Below are 18,377 nucleotides of genomic sequence, written 5' to 3'. Positions count from 1 at the left end.
GGACTTCCCTCGCTCCGCTCACGGCACAGGGATTATAAATGGACATTTCGGAATTACTCGCCTTCTCGGTCAAGAACAAGGCCTCGGACCTGCACCTGTCGGCCGGTTTGCCGCCGATGATACGCGTGCATGGCGACGTGCGCCGGATTAACCTGCCGCCGCTGGAGCACAAGGACGTGCACGGCATGATCTATGACATCATGAACGACGGCCAGCGCAAGCAGTACGAGGAAGTGCTGGAGTGCGACTTCTCGTTCGCGATCCCGGGCCTGGCGCGCTTCCGCGTCAACGCGTTCAACCAGGAGCGCGGCGCGGCCGCGGTGCTGCGCACCATTCCGTCCAAGATCCTGAGCCTGGAAGAACTGAACGCGCCGAAGATCTTCGGCGAGCTGGCGCTCAAGCCGCGCGGCCTGGTGCTGGTGACCGGCCCGACCGGCTCGGGCAAGTCGACCACCCTGGCGGCGATGGTCAACCACCTGAACGAGAACGAGTATGGCCACATCCTCACCATCGAGGACCCGATCGAATTCGTGCACGATTCCAAGAAGTGCCTGATCAACCAGCGCGAAGTCGGCCCGCACACGCTGTCCTTCAACAACGCGCTGCGCTCTGCGCTGCGCGAAGACCCGGACGCGATCCTGGTGGGCGAGCTGCGCGACCTGGAGACCATCCGCCTGGCGCTGTCGGCCGCGGAAACCGGCCACCTGGTGTTCGGCACCCTGCACACCTCGTCGGCCGCCAAGACGATCGACCGTATCGTCGACGTGTTCCCGGCCGAGGAAAAGGAAATGGTGCGCGCGATGCTGTCGGAGTCGCTGCAGGCCGTGATCTCGCAGACCCTGCTCAAGACCAGGGATGGCACGGGCCGCGTGGCGGCGCACGAGATCATGATCGGCACGCCGGCGATCCGCAACCTGATCCGCGAAGCCAAGATCGCCCAGATGTACTCGGCGATCCAGACCGGCAGCAATGTCGGCATGCAGACCCTGGACCAGAACCTGACCGACCTGGTGCGCCGCAACGTGATCTCCAGCCCGGCCGCGCGCGCGGCCGCCAAGATCCCGGAAAACTTCATCGGCTAAGGCAGAGGGAAAACGAGAATGGAACGCGACCAGGCATCCAAGTTCATGTTCGACCTGCTGCGCCTGATGGTCAGCAAGGGCGGGTCGGACCTGTTCATCACCGCCGGCTTCCCGCCGGCGATCAAGATCGACGGCAGGATGACGCCGGTGTCGAGCCAGGCGCTGAACGGCACCCACACCGCCGACCTGGCGCGTGCGATCATGAACGACAAGCAGGCGGCCGGGTTCGAGCTGAGCAAGGAATCGAACTTCGCGATCAGCCCGGGCGACCTGGGACGCTTCCGCGTGTCGGCCTTCATGCAGATGGGCTGCGTCGGCATGGTGCTGCGCGTGATCACGACCACGATCCCGAAGTTCGAGGACCTGCAGCTGCCGGAAGTGCTCAAGGACGTGATCATGACCAAGCGCGGCCTGGTGGTCATGGTCGGCGCGACCGGTTCGGGCAAGTCGACCACGATGGCGGCGATGGTGGGCTACCGCAACGAGAACAGCTACGGCCACATCATCACGATCGAGGACCCGGTCGAATTCGTCCACCCGCACCGCAACTGCGTGATCACGCAGCGCGAAGTGGGCGTGGACACCGACAGTTTCGAGGCCGCGCTGAAGAATTCCCTGCGCCAGGCGCCGGACGTGATCCAGATCGGCGAGATCCGCGACCGCGAGACCATGGAACACGCGATCGCCTTCGCCGAGACCGGCCACCTGTGCCTGGCCACCCTGCACGCGAACAGCGCCAACCAGGCGCTGGACCGGATCATCAACTTCTTCCCCGAGGAGCGCCGCCAGCAGCTCCTGATGGACCTGTCGCTGAACCTGAAGGGCCTGATCTCGCAGCGCCTGGTGCCGAAGAAGGAAGCCAAGGGCCGCGTGGTGGCGATGGAAATCCTGCTGAATTCCCCGCTGATCTCCGACCTGATCTTCAAGGGCGAGGTCCACGAGATCAAGGAAATCATGAAGAAGTCGCGCGAGCTGGGCATGCAGACCTTCGACCAGGCGCTGTTCGACCTGTACGAGCTGGACAAGATCAGCTACGAGGACGCGCTGCGCAATGCCGACTCGGTGAACGACCTGCGCCTGAACATCAAGCTCAACAGCAAGCATGCGAAGAACCGCGATTTCTCGGCCGGGACCGAGAATCTCGGGCTGATCTGACCTTCTCCGGAAACGCCATGATGAACTGCCCGCATTGCCGACAGAAACTGGGATTCGCCTGGAACACCACCATGCCGAAACTCAAGAACGGGGTGTGCCCGGCCTGCGGGAACAAGGCGGTGGTGGCCTTCAATACCAGGCGGATGCTGATTGCGCTGCCTGTGACGGTCCTTGCGCTGCTGGTGCTGGGGGATGCGGTTCCGGTGCAGGTGTCGGCGTTCGTCGGCAGCCTGGCGCTGGTGCTGGCGACGGTCGAACTGCGGCGCGCATGAACAGCCTGGCCATGCCTGCCTCGTCCACACGCCGATCCGCATATTGACGTAAACTCCACTTCTCACCCAAGACGGAGTCCACGACATGAACGCATTCGATTTCCAGGCCACCTCCCTGGACGGCCAGCCGGTCGACCTCGCCCAATACCGCGGCAAGATCCTGCTCATCGTCAACACCGCCAGCGAATGCGGCTTCACCCCGCAGTACAAGGGGCTGGAAGAGCTGCACCGCCGCTACCAGGAGCGCGGCGTGGCCGTGCTGGGTTTCCCGTGCAACCAGTTCGGCAAGCAGGAACCGGGCACCGAAGCCGAGATCGGCGCCTTCTGCGAAAAGAACTACGGCGTCAGCTTCCCCATGTTCGCCAAGATCGACGTCAACGGCGACAACGCCCATCCTCTGTACAAGTTCCTGAAAGGCGAAGCCCCCGGCGTGCTGGGCACCGAGGGCATCAAGTGGAACTTCACCAAGTTCCTCATCAACAAGGACGGCTCGGTCTTCAAGCGCTACGCGCCGCAGACCAAGCCCGAGGAAATCACCGCCGACATCGACCGCCTGCTGGCCGGCTGAGCTCCCCCTAGCGCGTCTCCACCCACGCCGCCCCGTGGGTCATGCAGGCGCGGTTGACGTTCTCCAGGAAACGCACCGCCTCGCCGAGCGAAACATTCGGCGGGAGCAGCTTCACCAGCGAGGCATCCTCGCTCACCCGGTCCAGGCCGAAGGCGATCTTGCGTGAAATATCGCGCGCGAGCGCGCCGTCGCTGTTGTACAGCGCGTCGTACACGCCCACCTCTTCCCAGACCGGCACCAGGCCGGGACTGGCGCTGTCCTCGAACACGATGGCCGGTGGCAGTCCTTCATCCTCGCGCACCAGCCGGAACACAAAACTCACGATCGCTTCCTCCTTCAAGACAGGCGCCGATCCTACCATGCCGGCGCCGGACGCGATTCATGGCTGCGGGCTCAGGCGGATCGCCTGCCCGCCGCCCGGGGCCAGGCGCAGCTGGAGCACGTCGCCGGCCGTCACGGTCCTGGTTTCGGTCACCAGGTCGAAGCGGCGCGCCGTGCGGTAGTCGGCCTGCTCGCCGTCGCGGTAGATCTCGGCCAGGTAGCGCTTGCCCTGGTCGAGGAAGGACAAGGGCAAGGACAGGCTGCGCGCGTTCCCGTCCGTCACCGCGCCCACGTACCAGTCCTGCGAACGGCGGTCCTTGCGCGCGATGGTGGCGTACTCGCCCACCGCGCCATGGATGACGCGGGTGTCGGCCCAGTCGGTCGGCACGTCGCGGATGAACTTGAACGCGGCCGGGTACTTCTCGTAGTGCTCGGGCAGGTCGGCGGCCATCACGATCGGCGAATAGATGAGGACGAAGTTGGCCAGCTGCTTGGCCTGGGTCGAGTTGAAGGGCTTGCCGTCCGCGCCTTCCAGGCTCAGGATGCCCGGCGTGTAATCCATCGGGCCGCTCAGCATGCGGGTGAACACCAGCTTCGCCTCGTGGTCGACGCTGTTGACCGGATTGCCCCAGGCGTTGTACTCGACGCCGCGCGCGCCTTCGCGCGTCAGCCAGTTCGGGTAGGTGCGGCGCAGGCCGGTGTCCTTCACCGGCTCATGGGTGTCGATCGCGATCCTGTAGCGCGCCGCATCAAGCACCGCCTTCAGGAAGTGGTTCCCCCCTTCCTGCGAATCGGCGTGGCCGAAGCGCGGACGGCCGTCGCGGCCCATGAACAGCGCCGACCCGGCTTCGTGCACATAGCCCGACTTGACGCTGTCGATGCCCAGGCTGGCGTAGAGCTGGTAGGCGGCGTCCATCTGGCGCTCGTAGGCCGGGATGTTGGCGCCGGTCTCGTGGTGGCCGATCAGGCGCACGCCCCTGTCCTTCGCGTAGGCGGCCAGGCCGGGCAGGTCGAAGTCCGGATAGGCTTGTGTAAAACTGAAGTCCGCGCCGCCGTGGCCCCAGTCGCTCTCCCAGCCCAGGTTCCAGCCCTCGACCAGCACGCCGCGGAAGCCGTGTTTGGCCGCGAAGTCGATATAGCGCTTCGTGTTGGCGGTGGTGGCGGCGTGCTTCGGTCCCGCGTTCCAGCTGCCTTTGTTCAGGTGCATCTCCCACCATACGCCGACGAACTTCGACGGCTTGACCCACGAGACGTCGCCCAGCTTGTTCGGCTCGTTCAGGTTGAGGATCAGGTCGGACATGGCCAGGCCGGCCGCGTCGTCCGCGATCTGCAGGGTGCGCCACGGCGTCGTGAAGGCGCCATGGCGCACCACCGCCGCGCCGCTCGAGGATGGCGCCAGCATCGCGCGCAGCTTCTGGCCGTCGACCTTGCGCAGCCACATGGAGGCGTAGTCGACCAGCGCCGCCTCGTGCAAGGCGAGGTGGGTGCCGTCGTCGAGGCGCAGGGTCAGCGGGGTGTTGGCGATGCCGATTTCCCGCAAAGGCGCCTTGCGGATCTCTTCCTCGAGGCCGGGGTATTCGCCGGCCGGGATCCACCAGGCGGTGGCGGGCTGCGCCACCGTGAATTCGGTCAGCTCGTCGACGATCTCGACCTCGCGCAGCTGCGGCTGGGACGGGAATTCGTAGCGGAAGCCGATGCCGTCGTCGTAGATGCGGAAGACCACGGCGAGGCGGCGCCTGGCGTGCCTGTTCTGCTCGACCTCGACGCGCAGCTCGCGGTAGCGGTTGCGCACGAACTGGCGCTCGCCCCAGGGCTGCTCCCAGGTCTCGTCACGCTCGCTGACGCGCTGCCGGTGCAGGCTGAAGCCGCCATCGAGCTTGGACGCGTTGGCCAGGTTGAAGCCGAGGCGCGACAGCCCGATGACTTCCTTGCCCTTGCGCTTGACCGTGTAGCCCAGCTTGCCGCCGCCATCGATCTGTACTTCGACCAGGTTCACGTTGCCGGGCGAGGCTGCGCTGGCGACGACCTGCTGGGCCCAGGCGCCAAGGCTGGACAGGAAGCCGGCCAGCATGAGGGCGGCGGTGGAACTGCGGATGCGCATCGGGGATCTCCTTTGTTATCGTTGTCGGCGCTGCGCCACGATGATAGGAGAAAAGCCCTGCCCCCGCCATCGCGGCGCGAGGTTCAGGACAGCAGCGCCGGGAAGCGTTCCGCGATCCAGTCGATGAACACGCGCAGCCGGTTGTGCAGATGGCGGTTGGGCGGATAGACGATGTAGAAGGGATAGGGCTGGCGCGTCCAGTCCTCCAGCACCGGCGCCAGGGTGCCGGCCTCGAGATGCGCCCTGGCGGCATAGCGGAAGGTCTGGATCACCCCCAGCCCCGCCAGGGCGGCCGCGATATGGGCGTTGCTCTCGTTGACGCCGACGTTCCGGGTTCCCGGCAGCGCGACATGCTGCTTGCCCTTGCTGAACTCCATCGGCAGCACGCGGTTGGTGCGCGCCGACAGGTAGCTCACCACGCGGTGCTCGCGTTCCAGCTCGCCGGGATCGGCGGGCACGCCATGACGCTCGAGATAGCCTGGCGCCGCGCAGGTCACCCAGGCGGCGGCGCCGATCTGCCGCCCCACCATCGCCTGTTCCGACAGCGGCCCGCCGCGGATCACGCAGTCGACGTTCTCGCCGACCAGGTCGACATGGCGGTCGCTGACACCGAGATCGACGCGGATCTCCGGATAGCGCGCCAGGAATTCGGGCAGGGCCGGCAGCAGCAGCAGGTTGGCGACCGAGCTGCCCACGTCGATGCGCAGCCGGCCGCGCGGACGGCTTTGCGAGACGCCGAAGCCGCCGTCGATTTCTTCCAGCTCTGCCAGCAGGCGCCCGGTCTTCTCGTAGTATTCCGCGCCCTCGGGCGTCACGGTGACGCGCCGGGTCGTGCGCTGCAGCAGCCTGACGCGCAGGTGCGCTTCCAGCGACTGCACCAGCTTGGTGACGGTCGCCTTCGGCATGTCGAGCGAATCGGCCGCCCGGGTGAAGCTGCCCGCCTCCACCACGCGGGCAAAGGCGCGGATCGCCGCAAGCTGGTCCATGCATGTCTCCCAAGTGTGTGCATTGTCCACGCAAGGAAATAATGTATTCGCAAATAGCGGATTTATTCAATAATCCAAGGCGCCTACAGTGTGTCCATCGCAGTCCGCGATCCAACCTGCACACGAAGGAGCACATCATGAACACGAAACTCGAAGGCAAAGTGGCCCTGGTCACCGGCGGCACCAGCGGCATCGGCCTGGCATCGGCACAGGAATTCGCCGCCCAGGGCGCGCGCGTCTTCGTCACCGGCCGCCGCCAGCAGGAACTCGACGCGGCGGTGGAGGCGATCGGCCACGGCGCCGCCGGCATCCGCGGCGACGTCGCGAAGCTGGACGACCTGGACCGGGTCTACGCCGAGATCAGGGAACAGGCGGGCCATCTCGACATCCTGTTCGCCAACGCCGGCGGCGGCGACATGAAGCCGCTCGGCGAGATCGACGAAGAGCACTTCGACCGCATCTTCGGCAGCAATGTGCGGGGCCTGGTGTTCACCGTGCAGAAAGCCCTGCCCCTGCTCAGGGAAGACAGCTCGGTCATCCTCACCGGCTCGACCGTGCAGGACACCGGCACCGCCAGCTTCAGCATCTACAGCGCCAGCAAGGCCGCGGTGCGCAATCTTGCCCGCTCCTGGGCGCTCGACCTGGCGCCGCGCCGGATCCGCGTCAATGTGCTGTCCCCGGGGCCGGTGCTGACTCCCGGCCTGACCGGGCTGGCGCCGGCGGGGCAGGAAGAAGGCCTGCTGGCTTACCTGGCCACCCAGGTGCCGATCGGCCGCCTCGGCAAGCCGGAGGAAATCGCCAAAGTGGCGGCTTTCCTGGCATCAAGCGACAGCAGCTTCATGAACGGCAGCGCGGTGTACGCCGATGGCGGCGCGGCGCAGGTATGATGTTCGACGCTGCTTCGCCAATCCTGCGATGAAGGAGACCACCATGAGTGCAGTTGTGACCCGGCGCCTGGCCGATGAGTTCCTGGCGCGCCTGGGCGCCGGCGATATCGACGCCTTTGCCAGCCTGTTCAGCAGCGACCTGCGTTTCGACATCCCGGGCGATGTCGGCGCCCTGCCCTGGATCGGAAAACGCACAGGACGCCAGGCCGCCGCCGACTTCCTGCGCGGCCTGCGCGAGCTGGTCGAGCCGTTGCGCTTCGAGGTGCGCGACATCCTCGCCAACGAGCGGCGCGCCGTCATCCTCGGCGAACTGGCCTCGCGCTCGCGCCAGACCGGCAAGACCGTCGAGTCGCCGTTCGCCATCGTGCTGACGGTGGCGAACGGCGAGATCGGCGAGTTGCTGATGTTCGAGGACAGCTACGCGGTATCGCGCGCCGCCCGCCCCTGAGCCGCGTTCAGGCCAGCGCGCGGTCGATCAGTTCGATCCAGTGCGTGACCGGGGTGTCGGTGCCCGACTGCAAATGGGTCAGGCAGCCGATATTCGCCGAGACAATCTCTGCGGCCCCGGTCGCGGCCAGGCTGGCCAGCTTGCGGTCGCGCAGCTCGTGCGCGATCTCGGGGTGCATCACCGAATAGGCGCCCGCCGAGCCGCAGCACAGGTGGTTGTCGGCGCACAGCACCACGTCCACGCCGGCGGCATGCAGCACGCCCTCGACCTTGCCGCGGATCTGCTGGCCGTGCTGCAGGGTGCAGGGCGGGTGGTAGGCGACGCGCTTGCCGATCTTCCCGCGCAGCTGCGCGGCCAGCTGGTCCTGGAACTGCGGCAGGATCTCGGACAGGTCCTTCGTCATTTCCGAAATGCGCTGCGCCCTGGCCGCATAGGCCTGGTCATGCGCCAGCAGGTGGCCGTACTCCTTGACCGTGACGCCGCAGCCGGAAGCGGTCATGACGATCGCCTCGACCTGCTCCACATAGGGCCACCAGGCGTCGATGTTGCGCCGCATGTCGTCCAGGCCGCCCGCCTGGTCGTTCATGTGGTAGCGCACCGCGCCGCAGCAGCCGGCCTTCGGCGCCACGAGCAGCTGCACGCCCAGCGCGTCCAGCACGCGCGCGCTGGCGGCGTTGATGTTCGGCCCCATCGCCGGCTGCACGCAGCCGTCCAGCACCAGCATCTTGCGCGCGTGGACGCGCGACGGCCAGCGGCCGGCGGGACGCGCCGGCTGCAGCTTGTCCTGCAAGTTCTGCGACAGCAGCGGCCGCGCCAGCGTCCCGGCCTTGAAGGCCGGCTTGAACAGCCCCGCACGCGGCAGGAATTCCTTGAGCGTGGTGCGCCTGATGCGGTCGCCCAGCGGGCGCGGCACCCTTTCCTCGACCACCCGGCGGCCGATGTCGACCAGCCGGCCATACTTCACGCCCGACGGACAGGTGGTCTCGCAGTTGCGGCAGGTGAGGCAGCGGTCCAGGTGCAGCTGGGTCTTGCGGGTCGGCATCACGCCTTCGAGCACCTGCTTGATCAGGTAGATGCGGCCGCGCGGGCCATCGAGCTCGTCGCCCAGCAGCTGGTAGGTCGGGCAGGTGGCGGTGCAGAAGCCGCAATGCACGCAGGCGCGCAGGATCGCCTCCGCCTCATCGCCTTCGCGCGTGCCCTTGATGAAATCGGCGAGATTGGTTTGCATGGTGTCAGTACATCCGTCCCGGGTTGAAGACATGCGACGGATCGAAGGACGCCTTCAGGCGTTCGTGGATCTTCGCCACGGCGGGCTGCAGGGGCTGGAACACGCCCACGCCCTTGTCGCCGCCACGGAACAGGGTCGCGTGGCCGCCGATGGCCGCCGCCGTGCGCCGGATCGCCGTGACGCTCGCGGTGTCGGCGCGCAGCCAGCGCTGCGCCCCGCCCCACTCGATCAGCTGTGCGCCTCCGAGCACGATCGCGCCCGTGGTCGACGGCACCGACAGGCGCCACAGCGGTTCCTCGCCGGCGAAGAAGGCAAGCCGCTGCTCGCGCAGTCCGGCCCAGAACCCGGCGCCGTCCGGCATCGGCTCGCCGCCCAGCGAACGGATGGCCGCATCGACCGCCGCCTGCGCGCCCGACAGGCGCAGCGCCAGCACGCCATCGACCCAGCAGCTGGCCGACAGCGGCAGCGGCTGGCCGCCCCATTCGTTGAGCTTGCGGATGGCGTCGATCTCGCCGATCTCGAAGCGCAGGGTGGTCTCGGCGACCGGCCGCGGCAGCACCTTGACCGAGATTTCCATCAGCACGCCCAGGGTGCCGAGCGAACCGGCCAGCATGCGCGACACGTCGTAGCCGGCCACGTTCTTCATCACCTGGCCGCCGAAGGACAGCAGGTCGCCCTTCCCGTCCAGCAGCTTCGCGCCCAGCACGAAGTCGCGCACGCCGCCGCTGGTGGCGCGGCGCGGGCCGGACAGGCCGGCGGCGATGGCGCCCCCGAACGTGGCGCCCGCGCCGAAGTGCGGCGGTTCGAAAGCCAGCATCTGCCTGCGCTCGGAAAGCAGGGCCTCGATCTCGGCCAGCGGCGTGCCGCAGCGCGCCGTGATCACCAGTTCGGTCGGCTCGTAGTCGATGATGCCGGCATAGCCGCGCGTGTCGAGGACCTCGCCCTCCGGACGCTGGCCATACCAGTCCTTGGTGCCCCCGCCGCGGATGCATAAGGCCGTGCCGCCGGCGGCGGCCGCGCGCACCCGTTCCTGGAATTGTTCGATAGCCTGCATGATTGAATTTCGATCTCGTTTAGAAACGCGGCAGGTCCGGGAACGGCAGCGCGCCGCCATGGACGTGCAATTTGCCGAACTCGGCGCAGCGGTGCGGCGTGGGAATCGCCTTGTCGGGGTTGAGCAGCATCGGCGCGTCGAAGGCGCGCTTGACCGCGAAGAAGGCGTCCAGCTCCTTGCGGCTGAACTGCACGCACATCGAATTGATCTTCTCCATCCCGACCCCGTGTTCGCCCGTGATGGTGCCGCCCACTTCGACGCACAGCGCCAGGATGGCCGCCCCGAAGGCCTCGGCGCGATCGAACTCGCCCGGCTGGTTCGCATCGAACAGGATCAGCGGATGCATGTTGCCGTCGCCCGCATGGAACACGTTCGCGCAGCGCAGCCCGAAGGCCTGTTCCATCTGCGCGATCCCGGACAGCACGCGCGCCAGCTGCTTGCGCGGGATGGTGCCGTCCATGCAGTAATAGTCGGGCGAGATGCGGCCGGCCGCCGGAAAGGCGTTCTTGCGGCCCGACCAGTAGCGCGCGCGCTCGGCCTCGGTCTGCGACACCGCGATGGCGGTGGCGCCCGCCCCCTGCAGCACGGCGCTCATGCGCTCGATCTCCTCGGCCACTTCGAGGGCGGTGCCGTCGGCTTCGCACAGCAGGATGGCGGCGGCGTCGAGGTCGTAGCCGGCCTTCACGTAGGGCTCGACCATGCGCACCGAGGTGCGGTCCATCATCTCCAGCCCGGCCGGGATGATGCCGGCCGCGATCACGCTGGCCACCGCATTGCCGGCGGTGACGACATCGCCGAACGAGGCCATGATGACCTGGGCCACGCTGGGCTTGGGCACCAGCTTCACCGTGACCTCAAGGACGATGCCGAGCATGCCTTCCGAGCCGATGAACACCGACAGCAGGTCCAGGCCCGGGGCGTCGAGCGCCTCGCCGCCCAGTTCGATGATCTCGCCCTCGATGGTGGCCACCCGCACGCGCAGCACGTTGTGCACGGTCAGGCCGTATTTCAGGCAGTGCACGCCGCCCGAGTTCTCGGCCACGTTGCCGCCGATGGTGCAGGCGATCTGCGAGGACGGATCGGGCGCGTAGTACAGGCCGTGGGGGCCCGCCGCCTCGGAAATGGCCAGGTTGCGCACGCCCGGCTGGACGATCGCCGTGCGCGCGTAGGGTTCGACGCGCACGATGCGGTTCATGCGGGCGGTCGAGAGCACCACGCCTTCGGCGATCGGCAGCGCACCGCCGGACAAGCCGGTGCCGGCGCCGCGCGGCACGATCGGCACCTTCAGTTCGCGGCACACGTCCAGGATCGCCAGCACCTGTTCCTCGTTGTCGGGCAGGGTGACGATCAGCGGCAGCTGGCGATAGGCGGCCAGTCCGTCGCATTCGTACGGGCGGGTGTCTTCGGGGTCGGACAGGACGCAGCGATCCGGCAGCCGCGCGCGCAGGGCGCGGGCGACCTGCGCGCGCCGCTCGGGGGAAATGGAGGTGGTGGCGGGGGTGGTGGCGGACATGCTTCGATTGTAAGCACAATTGCCACGTTTTGTCGTATGCTCGTCCTATCGTTTTTCAAACATCCTGCATAAGAGAACATCATGGGCAATCGACTTTCCAAAATCGCGACGCGCACGGGCGACGACGGCAGCACCGGGCTGGGCGACGGCAGCCGTACGGGCAAGGACAGCGCACGCATCCACGCTCTCGGCGAAGTCGACGAGCTCAATTCCTTCGTCGGCCTGCTGCTGTGCGAGGACATGCCGGGCGAGCTGCGCGAAGAGCTGGTCTCGATCCAGCACGACCTGTTCGACCTGGGCGGCGAACTGTGCATCCCCGGCTACCAGATGATCAAGGAAGAGCACGTGGCGCGCCTCGACGGCCTGCTCGAAAAATACAATGCCGACCTGCCGATCCTGAAGGAATTCATCCTGCCGGCCGGCTCGCGCGCGGCATCGACGGCGCATGTCTGCCGCACCGTGTGCCGGCGCGCCGAGCGCGCCATCGTGGCGCTGTCGAAGGCCGAGACCATCCACGCCCACCCGCGCCAGTACGTCAACCGCCTGTCCGACCTGATGTTCGTGCTGGCGCGCGTGCTGAACCGCTTCGCGGGCGGCAGCGACGTGCTGTGGCAGCACGAGCGCAAGCGGGGCTGATGCGCATGGACGATTTCATCGGGGTGTACGACGGCGCGCTCACGCCGCAGCAGTGCGACGACCTGGTGGCGCGCTTCGACGCCAGCGACAAGGTGGTGCGCGGCCGCACCGGCCAGGGCGTGGACGTGCAGAAGAAGGACAGCTACGACCTGACCATCGACCAGTACCGCGACTGGGACGACGTCACCGGGTTGCTGCTGGCGACCATGTCGCGCCACCTGGAACAGTACATCGACAGGTACCGCATGCTGGTCATGGGCTCGCTCTCCCCCACCGTCGCGCATCCGCAGACCGGCGCGCCGACCGTGCTCGCGCTGGACAACTTCGACGAAGTCGGCCGCCCCAACATCGAGGAACTGATGCGCGCGCTGTACCGTCCGGGCAGCATCAACCTGCAGAAGTACCTGAAGGGCAGCGGCGGCTACCACCACTGGCATTCCGAGATCTATCCGCAGAACGCCAGCTGCGAAAGCCTGCACCGCGTGCTGCTGTGGCAGTTCTACCTGAACGACATCGAGGAAGGCGGCGAGACCGAGTTCCTCTACCAGGGGCGCAAGATCGCGCCGCGCAAGGGCCGCCTGGTGATCGCGCCGGCCGGCTTCACGCACACCCACAAGGGCCATGTCGCCACCAGCGGCGACAAGTACATCGCCACCTCGTGGATCCTGTACCAGCGCGCCGAGGCGCTGTTCGGCCAGGGCCGCTGAGACGGCAGTCGCCGGCGGCGACCGGCGTCCCTCCGGGAGGCATCCCCGCCTCCTTTCCTTTCCCATCCTTCCCCTCCAGCAGGCTGCCGCCTGCGACGTGCCGCCGCAGGCCGACTGGTCCATGCACCACGATGGTGCGGGCCATATTCCAAGGTTCAGGACAAAACAGCAGGATGATTCTACCTATGGCGCACAAACGCATAGAACTTTCCAAAAACAAACTTGTCGCAAAATTGTATGTACACGTTACGCAAGGCAATCCGAGTCGTAATATAGACATTCCTTTAACAAATATGAGGAGAAATAATGAACAATTTTGCAAGCGCAACAGGTGAAGTGGCGCCAGTCCGGCCCTCCCCGGCGCGCATGATGAGGGCGGCGCTGGGAAGCGCCATGATGGCGGCAAGCCTGCTGGCGCCCGGCCTGGCGGCGGCGGCGGCCATCAGCATCCAGCCCATCTTCATGGGCGGCGTCAACAACGAGGGCAACAGCAACGGCCTTGCCGGGGGCGCCAACATGATCACCGGGCTCACTGGCGGAACGATCTACAACAGCTATGCCATGTTCTACATCCCGCCCGGCCAGTACAGCAGCGCCAACCTGACGTTCACCTCGTTCTCTACCGAGGCCTCGCAGGTCCCGGAAGTCAGGATCGGCATCTTCGACGTCTCCACCTACTTCCTGCAGTTCTCCGATACCTTCCACCCCGGTATCGAGGCCTACAACGATCTCGGCAGCGGCATCCAGTACGGCAGCGCCACCATCGGCACCGGGCCGGAGAAGGTCAGGCTGTCGGGCGGCGCGCTGTACGACATCAATGCCACCGCCGGGCGCTACTTCATGCTGGGCTTCACCAGCTTTACCGCCAATGCCCTGGGCATCGGTGCCGAAGGTGAACAGCTGACCTTCGTCAACGGCATCAGCCGTCCCCGCGATCCATTCTTCCTCAACCTCGAGTCGGTCCCCCCGCAGTTGGACCAGGACGCCCCCGTGCCCGAGCCTTCGTCCGTGGCCATGAGCGGTCTCGGCCTGGCCCTGCTCGGCTTCTGTTCGCGCCGACGGCAAGCCCGCCACACGGCGCTCTCCTGAACGCCGGGGCCTGAACGGCCCAGTTCCATCCATTCCGTTGATCGCAGCAGCCCAAGCCCCGGGCGGGACGCCGCACGTCCGGACGGCCGCCAGTGTCGTTGCCTAATGTGTTTCATTTCCAAGGATAGGGTTCATGAACTTCTCGGTAAAACAGATTCTTCGCGCCAGTGCGCTCGTGTTGTCCGTGGCAGCCGCTGCCCCGCTGCACGCTGAAATCATCAATTTCGAATCGCTGGCGCCGCAGGCGCTGCACTACGGCCAGGCCATCGGCGTCGGCGGCGGCTACACCGTGCGCGGCGATACGGCCTTTTCGGATTCGCTGCCGACCGACCTGGTGGGCGGCATCCTGGACGGCAAGAGCGGCGGCTGCAGCTGGCTGCACTGCCCGTCCAACAACAGCGGCAACTACCTGGCCGGCCTGAACGATGGCGTGGTGGTGTTCGAGCGCCAGGACCAGGCCGCATTCTCGATCGCCTCGCTGTCGGCCTCCTTCGTCGGTCCGCTCGCCGGCGCGATCTATCCGGAGCTTGCGGGCATCCTGCGCATGCAGGGCTTCCGCGCCGACAACAGCTGGGCCGTATTCGACATCGCGCTGCCGGGCTTCGGCAAGGAGCTGTCGTTCCAGGACTACAGCACCGGCCTGTTCGGCGGCCAACAGTTCGTCGCCCTGGCGATGTTCGCGTTCGCCTGCGACGCGGAAGGCTATTGCCACGCATTCGACAGCAACGAAGGCCAGTTCGCCGTCGACAACGTGGACCTGCAGGTCGCGGCGCTGCCGGAACCCGCATCCTGGATGGTGCTCGGCGCCGGCCTGCTGGGCCTGGCCGCCTGCCGCCGCCGCCGTTTCCCGAACGCCGCCTGAGGAGCCGCCATGATCATCCGTCCCTATGCCGCACTCGTGCTGACCGGCCTGCTCATGGTGTCGCTGCAGGCCATGGCCTCCGACACGCGCCGCCCCTACATCGTGCAACTGACCGAGCCGCCGGCGGCTTCCTACCAGGGCGGCGTGACCGGCTTCGCCGCCACCCGCGCCGCGCCCAGCCAGCGCCTCGACCCGCAGGCGCAGCCGGTGCGCCAGTACGCCGGCTACCTGCGCCAGCGCCAGGCCGGCGTGCAGGCCCTGGTCTCGTCGGCGCCGGTGCTGCACGACTACCAGCTCGTGTTCAACGGCTTCTCCGCCATGCTGACCGACGCCGAAGTGCGCCAGCTCAAGGCCAGCGGCCAGGTGGCCAACATCTGGGTGGACGAGCCGCGCAAGCTGCAGACCAGTTTCACCCCGCAGTTCCTCGGCCTGGACCAGCAGGACGGGCTGTGGAACCGCGCCGGCGGCGCCGGCAAGGCCGGCGAGGATGTCATCGTCGGCATCCTCGACAGCGGCCTGTGGCCGGAAAACCCGGCCTTCGCCGACCGCGTCGACAGCAAGGGCAAGCCCAGTTTCGCAAATGACGCGACCCTGGCCTACGGCCCCGCGCCGGCACGCTGGCAAGGCACCTGCCAGACCGGCGAAGGCTTCACCGCCGCCCATTGCAACAACAAGCTGATCGGCGCACGCTATTTCGACGCCACCTTCCGCGCGTATCTGGAAATGGAAGGCGGCAGCATGTCATGGACCGATTTCCGTTCGCCGCGCGACTCGCTCGGCGGCACGGTCGGCGGCGGCGGCCACGGCACCCACACGGCGAGCACGGCGGCCGGCAACCACGGCGTCGAGGCCACCGTCGGCGGCGCCTGGTTCGGCACCGCTTCCGGGATGGCGCCGCGCGCGCGGGTGGCGATGTACAAGGTTTGCTGGTCCTACAACGACCCGTTCAGCCCGACCGGCAACAGCATCAGCTGCTGGACCGGCGACAGCATCCAGGCCATCGAACAGGCCGTGGCGGACGGCGTGCACGTGCTGAACTTCTCGATCGGCGGCGGCGGCACCGTGGCCGATCCGGTCGAACTGGCCTTCCTGCACGCAGCCAACGCCGGCGTGTTCGTCGCCGCCTCGGCCGGCAACGCGGGTCCGAACCCGTCCGTGGCCCACATCAGCCCCTGGCTGACGACGGTGGCCGCCTCGACCCACAACCGCTTCCAGCAGGCCGACCTGCAGCTCGGGAGCGGCGTGAAATACGCCGGCGCCTCGCTCAACGCCACCGCGCTGCCGGCCGGCACGCCGATCGTCACGGCGGCCAGCGTGGCGCTGCCGGGCGCCGATCCGGAGCGGGTGGCGCTATGCTTCAGCACGTCCGCGAACGGCGGCGCGGCGCTGCTCGACCCGGCCAAGGTGAACGGGGCGATCGTGGTCTGCCAGCGCGGCCAGAATGCCCGTGTCGACAAGAGCGCGGCGGTAAGCGAAGCGGGCGGCGCCGGCATGGTGCTGGTGGACGACGGCAACGGCCTGGTGGCCGATCCGCATGCGGTGCCGAGCCTGCACGTGAGCGCCGAGGACGGCGCCGCCATTCTCGCCTACGCGGTCCAGGGCGGCGCCTCGGCCTCGCTCGGCAAGTTCTTCACCACCATGCGCGGCAACGCGCCGGTCATGGCGGCGTTTTCCTCGCGCGGCCCGAACCGCTACGACGGCAACGTGTTCAAGCCCGACCTGGCCGCGCCCGGCGTGAACATCCTGGCCGGCGTAACCCCGGGCCTGACCCAGCAGCAGCGCGACGACCTTGCCGTGGGCAGCTTCGCGCCGCCGTCGAACTGGGGGCTGTACCAGGGCACCTCGATGTCCAGCCCGCACGTCGCCGGCCTGGCCGCCCTGCTCCGCCAGCGCCACCCCGACTGGTCGCCCTCGGCGATCAAGTCGGCGCTGATGACGACCGCCTACGACACCCTGCCCGACGGGCTGTTCGGCGAGCAGTCCGGCACCCTGCCCTGGGGCCAGGGCGCCGGCCACGTCGCCCCGAACGCGGCCGACGATCCGGGCCTGGTCTATACCGCGAGCGCCAGCGACTACAAGAAATACCTGTGCGGCCGCGACATCGGTTCCGAATGCGGCGAGGGCAAGATCGAGGGCTACGAGCTGAACCAGCCCGGCATCTCGATCGGCAACGTGATCGGCACCACGGTCGTCAAGCGCAGCGTCACCAACGTGGGTGCCACCAGCGCGACCTATACCGGCAAGGTCGAGATGGCGGGCTTCAGCACGGTGCTGTCGCCGTCCACCTTGACCCTGGCGCCGGGCGAGACCAAGTCGTTCACGCTCTCGGTCACCCGCACCAGCGCCATCGAACGGGTATGGCGGGTCGGCAAGCTGACCTGGACCGACGGACGCCACGTGGTGCGCAGCCCGATCACGGCGCGCATCGGCCGCGACGTGGTGGCGCCGACCATCCTGCACTCGGAACTGGCCAGCGACAGCAAGATGATCAGCGTGTCCACCGACTTCTCGGGCCGCATGGGCGCGGCCACCGGCGGCTTGCGCGAGATCCAGCGCACCCAGCTCAGGGTCGGCCAGTCGGCGCAGTACGACACCCCGGCGCAGATGCAGGCGGCCTGCCGCAACGGCGCGCCCGGGGTGCTGGCGCGCAGCGTGAACGTACCGGCCAATGCCATGCTGGCACTGTTCGAACTGTTCGACCGCGACACCGGCGCGCCCGGTGACGACGACCTCGACCTGGTGCTGCTCGATCCGTCCGGCGCCCTGGTGTCGGCCAGCGCGGCCGGCGGTTCGAACGAACAGGTCATCGCGTCCACCCCGGCCGCCGGCGAGTACAAGCTGTGCGTGATCGGCTACCAGGCCGCCAACGGCAGCGAGGTCGACTTCTCGCTGTCATCCGCGATCGTCGCCGCCGGCGAGGGCGCCGGCACGCTCACGGCCAGCGTGCCGAGCCGGGTATATACGGGCAAGATGGCTACGGTGAACCTGAGCTGGTCGGGGCTGGAGAAAGGCAAGCGCTACGTCGGCGCCCTGCAGTATATGGGCCGCACCGGGGCGCCGGCGGCGACCACGATGATGATGGTGGAGACCGACGACCCGCTGCCGCTGGCCAGGACCGAGCGGGCTGCACGCGTGGTGGATGCGGGCAAGTAAGGCCCGGAAGTGAAAACGGGGACCTTGCGGTCCCCCAGACCGCTGACAAACCCCGTCTTTTTTACGAAGGCAGGGTTTGTTGCATTTTGAGGCAGCTTGCCCAGGACATTGGGAGCGTACCTGGCGAAAAAATTCGCTGGTACCGCAACAAGTCCGTGTGGAGTCCATACGAGAGCTTGTGATGGCGCGGTGAGCCTGATTTTCGGCGCAAAAATAGGCGCAAGGCCTGTTCCAGCAGGCACGCCATCTTCTTCATGTTCTGGCATGCAGCGGCAAGCAGCGCCTGTGCCTTTACCTTGGCCAATCCGCGGAAGC

The 18,377-nt window shown here is 67.4% G+C and carries 18 protein-coding genes; 11 read left to right on the top strand and 7 right to left on the bottom strand.

The annotated features are described in order from the left end of the window. Positions 1–38: 38 nt before the first annotated feature. The 4 genes from H162_RS0125465 to H162_RS0125450 all read left to right on the top strand — a co-directional run bounded on the left by H162_RS0125465 (position 39) and on the right by H162_RS0125450 (position 3,077). Entirely contained in the window at positions 39–1,082 is a 1,044-nt protein-coding gene (locus H162_RS0125465; RefSeq protein WP_020656315.1) for a type IV pilus twitching motility protein PilT, read from the top strand. An 18-nt stretch (positions 1,083–1,100) separates the two neighbouring features. Then, on the top strand, positions 1,101–2,237 hold the full coding sequence (locus H162_RS0125460) for a PilT/PilU family type 4a pilus ATPase (protein WP_020656314.1): 1,137 nt from the start codon (positions 1,101–1,103) through the stop codon (positions 2,235–2,237). A 71-nt stretch (positions 2,238–2,308) separates the two neighbouring features. After that, positions 2,309–2,509 (top strand): hypothetical protein, encoded by a 201-nt coding sequence (locus tag H162_RS0125455; RefSeq protein WP_156885800.1) that lies wholly within the window; start codon positions 2,309–2,311, stop codon positions 2,507–2,509. A gap of 85 nt (positions 2,510–2,594) precedes the next feature. Further along, positions 2,595–3,077: a glutathione peroxidase gene (locus H162_RS0125450; RefSeq protein WP_020656312.1), complete on the top strand. Its 483-nt coding sequence runs from the start codon at positions 2,595–2,597 to the stop codon at positions 3,075–3,077. 7 nt (positions 3,078–3,084) lie between these two features. On the opposite strand, the gene H162_RS0125445 is transcribed toward H162_RS0125450, so the two are convergent. From H162_RS0125445 to H162_RS0125435, 3 genes are all read right to left on the bottom strand, one after another. After that, positions 3,085–3,399, bottom strand: a complete 315-nt coding sequence (locus H162_RS0125445; RefSeq protein ID WP_156885799.1) for a hypothetical protein — start codon at positions 3,397–3,399, stop codon at positions 3,085–3,087. Between the two features lie 57 nt (positions 3,400–3,456). Beyond that, entirely contained in the window at positions 3,457–5,499 is a 2,043-nt protein-coding gene (locus H162_RS0125440; RefSeq protein WP_020656310.1) for a glycoside hydrolase family 97 protein, read from the bottom strand. Positions 5,500–5,582: 83 nt separating this feature from the next. Further along, positions 5,583–6,485 (bottom strand): LysR family transcriptional regulator, encoded by a 903-nt coding sequence (locus H162_RS0125435; protein WP_020656309.1) that lies wholly within the window; start codon positions 6,483–6,485, stop codon positions 5,583–5,585. Between the two features lie 137 nt (positions 6,486–6,622). Here H162_RS0125435 and H162_RS0125430 point away from each other — a divergent pair, with 137 nt between their 5' ends. Together H162_RS0125430 and H162_RS0125425 are read left to right on the top strand one after the other, a co-directional pair. Next, complete coding sequence (locus tag H162_RS0125430; RefSeq protein ID WP_020656308.1) at positions 6,623–7,372, top strand: SDR family NAD(P)-dependent oxidoreductase; 750 nt, start codon at positions 6,623–6,625, stop codon at positions 7,370–7,372. A gap of 43 nt (positions 7,373–7,415) precedes the next feature. Then, on the top strand, positions 7,416–7,820 hold the full coding sequence (locus H162_RS0125425) for a nuclear transport factor 2 family protein (RefSeq protein WP_026355084.1): 405 nt from the start codon (positions 7,416–7,418) through the stop codon (positions 7,818–7,820). A gap of 7 nt (positions 7,821–7,827) precedes the next feature. Here H162_RS0125425 and glcF read toward each other — a convergent pair whose 3' ends face one another. From glcF to H162_RS0125410, 3 genes are read right to left on the bottom strand one after another with little or no spacing between them, the layout of a single operon-like run. Further along, a complete protein-coding gene (glcF, locus tag H162_RS0125420; RefSeq protein WP_020656306.1) occupies positions 7,828–9,048 on the bottom strand; it encodes a glycolate oxidase subunit GlcF in 1,221 nt (406 codons plus the stop codon). 4 nt (positions 9,049–9,052) lie between these two features. Beyond that, positions 9,053–10,102, bottom strand: coding sequence for a glycolate oxidase subunit GlcE (glcE, locus tag H162_RS0125415; RefSeq protein ID WP_020656305.1), 1,050 nt, complete (start codon positions 10,100–10,102; stop codon positions 9,053–9,055). Between the two features lie 19 nt (positions 10,103–10,121). Beyond that, complete coding sequence (locus H162_RS0125410; RefSeq protein ID WP_020656304.1) at positions 10,122–11,615, bottom strand: FAD-linked oxidase C-terminal domain-containing protein; 1,494 nt, start codon at positions 11,613–11,615, stop codon at positions 10,122–10,124. An 81-nt stretch (positions 11,616–11,696) separates the two neighbouring features. On the opposite strand from H162_RS0125410, the gene H162_RS0125405 reads away from it, so the two are divergent. From H162_RS0125405 to H162_RS35680, 5 genes are all read left to right on the top strand, one after another. Next, complete coding sequence (locus H162_RS0125405; RefSeq protein ID WP_020656303.1) at positions 11,697–12,251, top strand: cob(I)yrinic acid a,c-diamide adenosyltransferase; 555 nt, start codon at positions 11,697–11,699, stop codon at positions 12,249–12,251. A gap of 5 nt (positions 12,252–12,256) precedes the next feature. Beyond that, the gene (locus H162_RS0125400) at positions 12,257–12,958 is read left to right on the top strand and encodes a 2OG-Fe(II) oxygenase (protein ID WP_026355083.1); all 702 of its coding nucleotides are present in this window, start codon (positions 12,257–12,259) and stop codon (positions 12,956–12,958) included. A 306-nt stretch (positions 12,959–13,264) separates the two neighbouring features. Continuing rightward, the gene (locus H162_RS0125395; RefSeq protein WP_084677127.1) at positions 13,265–14,047 is read left to right on the top strand and encodes a PEP-CTERM sorting domain-containing protein; all 783 of its coding nucleotides are present in this window, start codon (positions 13,265–13,267) and stop codon (positions 14,045–14,047) included. Between the two features lie 184 nt (positions 14,048–14,231). Next, entirely contained in the window at positions 14,232–14,909 is a 678-nt protein-coding gene (locus H162_RS31935) for an NF038120 family PEP-CTERM protein (protein WP_169444573.1), read from the top strand. A 9-nt stretch (positions 14,910–14,918) separates the two neighbouring features. Then, on the top strand, positions 14,919–18,062 hold the full coding sequence (locus H162_RS35680; RefSeq protein ID WP_020656299.1) for a S8 family serine peptidase: 3,144 nt from the start codon (positions 14,919–14,921) through the stop codon (positions 18,060–18,062). Between the two features lie 61 nt (positions 18,063–18,123). Here H162_RS35680 and H162_RS35055 read toward each other — a convergent pair. Beyond that, on the bottom strand, positions 18,124–18,377 hold a 254-nt coding region (locus H162_RS35055), incomplete at its 5' end, for a hypothetical protein (protein WP_040787993.1).

The organism is Massilia niastensis DSM 21313 (assembly GCF_000382345.1).
Taxonomy (GTDB): Bacteria; Pseudomonadota; Gammaproteobacteria; order Burkholderiales; family Burkholderiaceae_D; genus Telluria; species Telluria niastensis.
Note: the sequence above shows the minus strand (reverse complement) of the source record. Positions and strands in the feature narration are given on the sequence as shown.